Genomic DNA, 6,797 nt, shown 5'->3' on the forward strand with positions numbered 1-6,797 from the left:
CGACGAAGCGGACGAGCCGCCCGATCAGCGGGAGCCCTCGGCCTCGAGCATGACGACCGGCGGGGGCCGCCAGCCGCCAGAGATCATCTCCGGCTTCGGAAGGTACGACCGGACGACCAAATAGAACGGCCGATCGGGCGCTGGAAGCCAGTTCGCTTTGCTCGAGGGCTTGGCGTGCTGGATGCGAAGGTCGATCGAACCGTCCTTGTTGGTCCGCAGGCCCGGCGTGCGGTCGTTGATGAGATAGCGTCCCAGTTCGTTCGGGTAGAGCGCCAGCGTCGCGGCGTCGTAAAGGGTAACCGACCAGAACGCGTTGACCGGCGGCGGCTTGAACGAGAGCGTATAGTTCCCCTTGGACCCGTCGAGCGGGCGGCCCTGGCCGTCGGCGAAGGTGTTGAACGAGAGGTTCTCCGCGTCGACGTTCGCGCCCAGGCCCACGTAGTTCACCGTCGCGCGGCTGAGGTAGTTGAAGCCGTATCGCGCCTTCTCAACACGGCTCCAGCCCGTGCCCGTCGGCGCGCCCAACTGGGCCCGCGAGGCCGCGATCATCTTCATCGCGTCCTGGAAGCCGGCCTCCATGCCCGCGCGCGTCTCCGCGTCCAGGCGCGCCGGGTCGAAGGCCTCGGGGCCGCCGATCCCGATCGCGCGGAAGCGATAGACCAAGGCGTCCTCCTGCTCCGGATGGCCGTCGGTCCGCAGCACATGGTCCAGCACCCGGAAGAACCCTTCGGCCGTGTCGGCGTCGGGCCGCGGATAGGCGGCAGCCTTCGCGGCGGGGGCGAGCGGCGCAATCCTCACACTGTCCTGGACCTTGCGCGCGATCGCCACCTCCGCCGGGGTCTGGGCGAAGACCCGCATCAGGATCCACGCGCGCGGTGTCGCCACCCGGAACAGCGTGACGCCTGGCGGCGGCTCGCCCGTCCAGACCGCGGGCGCGATCAGATAGCGTCCGGCCTTTGAGCCGAAGGTGCGGGTCCCGATGTTGCTGGCGTTGCTGAACATGTCGAGGAAGTTAAGCGTGTAGTACTTGAGCGGAACGTCCGGCGTTTCGATGAGGACGGGGCCCGCGGTCAGGTCGAGCCAGGCGTTGGAATAGAGGGTGTCCGAGTTGGGCGACTTGAACGCCTTGTAGTCCGGCCCCGCCAGGTCGCGGTCGTGGGCGAAGCGGTTGAAACCCACGTAGCGCGGGTTCGCCTGATCCACCGCCTGGGCGAACATTTCGCGGTACTGATAGACGCTGGGCAGGCCGTAGATCGCCGCCTCCACCGCCAGGGCGCGGGCGAGCTGGGACCGGGCGGCCGGATCCCGGGGGACCACGTCCCCAGCCGGCGTGGGAGCAAACTGGTCGACGGCCTGCAACGGATAGCTCGGCGCCGGCTGCAGGGGATAGGCGCGCTCCGCCGCGGCCGCGGTCCCGGCGAACGCCAGCAGAAGCGTCGAAGCTGCGGCCCATCGAGCGATCATGGCGGTTGCCTCATTTGAAACCGAATGGTTTCACTATGCGCGACGGACGCAATTTTGCAAGATGATGATTATGAATTAACGCATGACCGACTCTTCGCCGCCCTCCCGCGCCCGCAAACGCCGGATGCCGCGCGTCGATCGCCCCGCGCGACAGGCGAGCTATGTCCGCATCGCGGCGGAGACCTTCTACGACCTTGGCCTTCAGCGCGCCGCGATGCGCGACATCGCCGAGCGGGCGGGCGTGGCCAAGATCCTGATCTACCGGCAGTTCCCGTCGAAGGAGGCCCTGCTGGCGGCGATCTTCGAGGAGGTGCTGCGGGAGATCCGCGCCGTCTACGACGCCCCGTGGCCAGGCTATGGCGCGGCCGTGATGGAGGTGCTGCGCCGCGCGCGCGGCAACCGCGCCGCCTACCTCCTGCTGCTGCGCGATTGCCGCTCCGATCCCGAGGCCAAGCGCTGGTACGACATCTACGAGGACCGGCAGATCGAGCCCTTCATGGTGTTCCTGAGACCCGCCGAGGGCGCGCCGGCGGGGGCGGAGGACCGTGCGCGCCTCGGGGCGCGATCTCTCGTCGGAATCGTCACCGAGACGCTGATCGACTGGATCGAGGATCGCGACGGGCTGGACGACGCCGAACGCGTTCGCTGGTTCGGCCACATCGTCCGAGAATGGCGGCGCATCACCCGGGCGGTCTATCGGCTCGACGCATAGACCGCGCGTCATCCCTCAGGCCGTCGCAACGATCCCGAGGGATTTGTACAGGAGCGCCTTCACGGCGCGGTGGGCCTTGGCCAGGCGGGCTTGCTCCGGCAGCCCTCAGAACGCCACCCGCACCCGGCCCATCACCGTGCGCGGCGCGCCCGGCGTGATCCAGACGTCGCTGTAGGAGCTCTCCAGGTAGTAGGTGTCGAACAGGTTCTCGACGTCGAGATGCAGCGAGACCTTCTCGGTGAGCTGATAGGCGGCGTTGGCGCGAACCGTGACGTAGTCCGGCAGTTCGAAGCCGCTGTTGACGTCGTCGCCGGGGCGGTCGCCCACATAGACCACGCCCGCCCCCAGGCTGACCGAGCCGGGCTCATCGGCCTTGGATCGCCAGTTGGCGTAGATCGCGCCGGAGTGTTTGGGCACGTTGCTGAGCGCGCTGCCGTCGAGGCCGGAGCGCGTGTCCTCGGTGATCTTGGTGTCGGTGTAGGCATAGACGGCGGTCGCGGTGACGCCGGCCGGGAGCGCGAGGGTCGCCTCCGCCTCCAAGCCCTGGCTGCGGGCGCTGCCGACCGGAATGAAGAACCCGCTGTTGGCCGGATCGTTGACGAGGATGTTGTCCTTCTCGATGCGGAAGACGGAGGCCGTCCCGGTCAGGCGGCCGTCCAGGCTCCACTTGACGCCGGCCTCCCAGGCTTCGCCCTTCTCCGGCGGAAATGCGCCGCCGGCGGCGTCGGCCCCCTGGTTGTAGCGGAACGAGCGGCCCCAGCTCGCATAGGCCGACACGCTGTCGTTGGGCGACCAGGTGATCGCCGCCCGCGGCGAAGCCTGGGACGGAGACTGCCGCGTGACCTGGCCGTTGCGGTAGTTGGTGTTGGCCTGGCGCACCCAGTCCTGGCGCAGGCCGACCAGCAGGACGAACTGGTCGCTCAGGGTGACCAGGTCCTGGACGTAGACGCTTTCGCCACGCAGTTCCTCCAGCAGATCCTGGTTGAGCGCGGCCGTGGGCTTCGGCTGGCCGTAGACCGGATTGAAGATGTCGATGGCGTACGGGTTCGCGGCCGCTGGGCTGAAGCGGTAGAAGATCCGGCGTTGGTCGTAGGTGAAGGCGTCGGCGCCTACCCGCAGCTGATGCTGCAGCCCGGCGAGCTCGCCGTCGAAGCTGACCTCCACCCGTCCCGAGAGGTCCTCCCAGTCGTAGTCATGGACGCGGAGCTGGCGGCGGAGCTGGGTCCCGACCAGGGTCGAGTTGTGGGTCGACTGGCCCTCGAACTCGCCGTCGCGGTACTGCACGCCAGCCTCGATCGCCAGGCCCGGGCCGAGGTTGTACGTCGCCGTCAGCTGGTGCTGGTTGGTCCGCTGTTCGATGTCGCCGTCGTTGGGTTCGCCCAGAAAGCGCCGCCGGGGCAGGGCCTTCCCGTCGCCGCCCACGGCCACCAGGCCGCGGTCGTGGACGAAGCCCACCTCGTTGACCTCGAGCTGGTAGAGCAGCCGCAGGTCCTCCGAGGGTTCCCAGGCCAGGGACGGGGCGACCAGCAGCCGGTCGCTGCCCACGAAGTCGCGCCAGCCGTCGGTGTCCTGGTAGACGGCGATCAGCCGGGCGGAGAACCCGCCGCCCAGCGGGCCGCCGACGTCGCCCACGGCCCGATAGGTGTCGTGGCTGCCATAGGCGAGCTCGCCCGAGGCGTGCGGCCGATCCTGCGGCGCCTTGGTGACGATGTTGATAGAGCCGCCCGGCTCGCCCTTGCCGGACAGGGCCGAGGCGGGGCCCTTCAGCACCTGGAACAACTCGACGGTCGCCACGTCGCGGCGGGCGTTGAAACCGCGGTTGGCCGTGAAGCGGTTCACCAGCAGGTCGGGGCCCTGGTTGATGTCGCCGGAGAAGCCACGGATCGCATAGGCGTCCCAGGCGCCGCCGAAGCTGTTCTGGCGCGCCATGCCCCCTGCGTAGTCGAACAGGTCCGAAAGGTTGGCGATCCCGGTGTTCACGATGAGCGCCTCGTCCAGGACGCGCACGCTCTGGGGCAGCTTCAGCGTATCCACGTCCAGGCCGTTGATGCTGGCGCTGGCCTGGCGCGAACCGGTGACGACGACCGCTTCCACATCGGCGGCGTCGGCCGCTTCCGCGGCGAGCGCGGGCTGGGCCAAGGCCGTGGGGGAGGAGGTCAGCAACAGGGCCAGCCAGCGCGCTCTCGCGGTCATCGTCACCTCGCTCGACGAACAGATCTCCGGATCGCCGGAGCGGCGTTCGGTTAAGCGGCGCCGTCTTGACGCGTCAAGGGAAATGTTACGATATAACATCTCACATGTGGATCGCGTCGGCCTGGTCGTCGCGGCGTGCTCGAGCGTGCGGAGTGGCGATGACGGCGGTGAACTCACGGACCCTCGTGTCGGTCGAGGGCCTGACGGTCTCGTATGGGAGCCGGCGTGTGCTGGATGGACTGGAGCTCAGCGTGGCGGCCGGGGAGGTCTATGCGCTGCTGGGCGGCAACGGCGCCGGCAAGTCGACGACCCTGCAGGCGCTTCTTGGATTCGTTTGTCCGCAGTCCGGGGGTGTGCGCGTCGCCGGCCACGATCCCGCCGCCGAACCCGAGGTCGTGCGCCGCGCCATCGCCTATATTCCGGAAAACGTGGCGCTCTACGAACACCTCTCCGCGCGGGAGAACGTGGACTACTTCCTGGGGCTCGCGGGCGCCGGCCGGTCGGCGGCCGAGGTCGAGGAAGCCTTCCACACCGTGGGCCTTCCTGAAGAAGCCTGGCGGCGTCGCGTCGCCGGCTTCTCCAAGGGCATGCGGCAGAAGACGGCCATCGCGCTCGCGATGCTGCGCCGGGCCTCGGTCCTGCTGTTGGACGAGCCGACATCGGGTCTCGATCCAGGCGCCGCTGCGGACTTCCACGACCTGATCTCACGCCTTCGGAGCGATGGCGCCGCCATCCTCGTCGTCACCCACGATCTCTTCGGGGCGGCGGACGTCGCCGACCGCATCGGCTTCCTGGAGCAGGGCCGCATCGTTCAGGAAATGGCCGCCTCGGGTCCCGAACGCTTCGACCTGCGCGCCCTGCACGACCGCTTCCAGCGGGCCACGGTCGCGGGCAAGGCCGCATGAGCGCCGTCTTCTCCATCGCCGCCAACGAGCTGCGCCACCTTGTCCGCAGCCGGGTGGCGTTGACCGGCCTCGTGCTCACGGCATTGCTGACCCTGGCCGCCGCACTGACCTCCAGCGCCTACCAGGCCGACCAAGCGGGGCTCAGAGCCAGGCTGCAGGCGTCCGCGGACGCCGAGTTCGAATCCCAGCCGGACCGCCATCCGCATCGCGTCGTGCACTACGGCCACTTCGCCGTCCGCCCGGCCAGCGGGCTCGCAGCCCTCGACCCGGGCGTCGAGGCCTTCACCGGCAACATGATCTTCCTGGAGGGCCATCGGCAGAACAGCGCCAACTTCGGCGACGCGCGCCAGTCGTCGCTGCTGGTCCGGTTCGGCCAGCTTTCGCCCGCCCTGGTGCTGCAGACGGTCGTGCCGCTGCTGCTCGTCTTCATCGGGGCCGCCGCGGTCGCCGGCGAGCGCGAGCGGGGGACGCTACGCCAGGCGGTGCTGGCCGGCGTGCCGGGCCGCAGCATCCTCGCCGGCAAGGCGCTGGCCCTGGGGGCGGCAAGCCTCGTGATCGCCGCCCCGGCGATCGTCCTCCTGGCCTGGCTCACGCTGTCGGGGCCGGCGCGCGCCTCGGCCGTGCTGCTCGCGGGCGGCGGCTACGCCCTCTACCTCGCCTTCTGGATCGTCCTGATCGTGGCGGTCTCCGCCTTGGCGAGCCGCAGCCGAACGGCGTTGATGGCCCTGGTCGGCGCCTGGGCGTTCAGCGTCATTCTCATCCCGCGCGTGGCGCCCGAGATCGCGGCCGCGGCCCAGCCGTTGCCGACGCGGATCGAGACCGACATCGCCATCGCCCGCGACCTGCGCGCAATGGGCGACAGCCACAATCCCGACGATCCCTACTTCGCGGCCTTCAAGCAGAAGACGCTGGATCGGTACGGCGTGAAGCGGGTCGAGGACCTGCCGGTGAACTACCGCGGCCTCCTGGGCGTGGAAGGCGAGAAGCTGACGTCCAGCCTGTTCAACCGCTACGCCGACCAGGCCTTCGGCGCCATGGCCGACCAGAGCCGGATCATGGATGGGCTGGCGATCCTCAGCCCCACTGTGGCGATCCGCCGGCTCTCCATGACCGCCGCCGAGACCGACCTTCCCGGCTATCGGCGCTTCCTGATGCAGGCGGAAGCTTATCGCTACGACCTGGTCCAGCGGCTGAATTGGCTGCAGGCCACCGACGTCCACGCCGAGGATGACGCGGCCAAGGGTTCGGACGCCGCCGCCGAGGCGCGCAGCCGCATCTCCGCCGACCACTGGCGCGGCATGCCGCAGTTCCGGCCCGTCCGCCCGGATGAGGCCGAGGTCCTCCAAGCCGCCATGCCGGCGCTGGTCGTGCTCGCCGCCTGGCTCGCGGCCGCCGGCTTCCTGGCGACCCGCGCCGCCCAACGCCTGACCCGGAGCGCCGCATGACTGCCCTTCTTCGCGAAGCGCGGCTGTTCTTCAGCCTGCATTCGGCCGTGCTGGCGGTGGCCGGCCTGTTCCTTCTCG

General features: G+C 69.6%; 5 protein-coding genes. 3 read left to right on the top strand and 2 right to left on the bottom strand.

Annotated elements, in window-relative coordinates; all coding sequences use genetic code 11:
* Positions 1 to 24 precede the first annotated feature (24 nt).
* Positions 25 to 1,464, bottom strand: a complete 1,440-nt coding sequence (locus AX721_RS07155; protein ID WP_068875329.1) for a DUF1254 domain-containing protein — start codon at positions 1,462 to 1,464, stop codon at positions 25 to 27.
* An 82-nt stretch (positions 1,465 to 1,546) separates the two neighbouring features.
* Here AX721_RS07155 and AX721_RS07160 point away from each other — a divergent pair, with 82 nt between their 5' ends.
* Positions 1,547 to 2,176, top strand: coding sequence for a TetR/AcrR family transcriptional regulator (locus AX721_RS07160; RefSeq protein WP_068875330.1), 630 nt, complete (start codon positions 1,547 to 1,549; stop codon positions 2,174 to 2,176).
* 105 nt (positions 2,177 to 2,281) lie between these two features.
* On the opposite strand, the gene AX721_RS07165 is transcribed toward AX721_RS07160, so the two are convergent.
* Positions 2,282 to 4,369 carry a TonB-dependent siderophore receptor gene (locus tag AX721_RS07165; protein ID WP_068875331.1) on the bottom strand — a complete coding sequence of 696 codons (2,088 nt, stop codon included), beginning with the start codon at positions 4,367 to 4,369 and terminating at the stop codon, positions 2,282 to 2,284.
* A 158-nt stretch (positions 4,370 to 4,527) separates the two neighbouring features.
* On the opposite strand from AX721_RS07165, the gene AX721_RS07170 reads away from it, so the two are divergent.
* Both AX721_RS07170 and AX721_RS07175 read left to right on the top strand, forming a co-directional pair.
* Positions 4,528 to 5,274, top strand: coding sequence for an ABC transporter ATP-binding protein (locus AX721_RS07170; protein WP_068875332.1), 747 nt, complete (start codon positions 4,528 to 4,530; stop codon positions 5,272 to 5,274).
* On the top strand, positions 5,271 to 6,719 hold the full coding sequence (locus tag AX721_RS07175) for a DUF3526 domain-containing protein (RefSeq protein WP_068875333.1): 1,449 nt from the start codon (positions 5,271 to 5,273) through the stop codon (positions 6,717 to 6,719). Before AX721_RS07170 ends, AX721_RS07175 begins: the two co-directional genes overlap by 4 nt.
* The last annotated feature ends 78 nt before the right edge of the window (positions 6,720 to 6,797 follow it).

The sequence above is a fragment of the Phenylobacterium sp. CCH9-H3 genome (assembly GCF_001557235.1).
Lineage (GTDB): Bacteria > Pseudomonadota > Alphaproteobacteria > Caulobacterales > Caulobacteraceae > Phenylobacterium.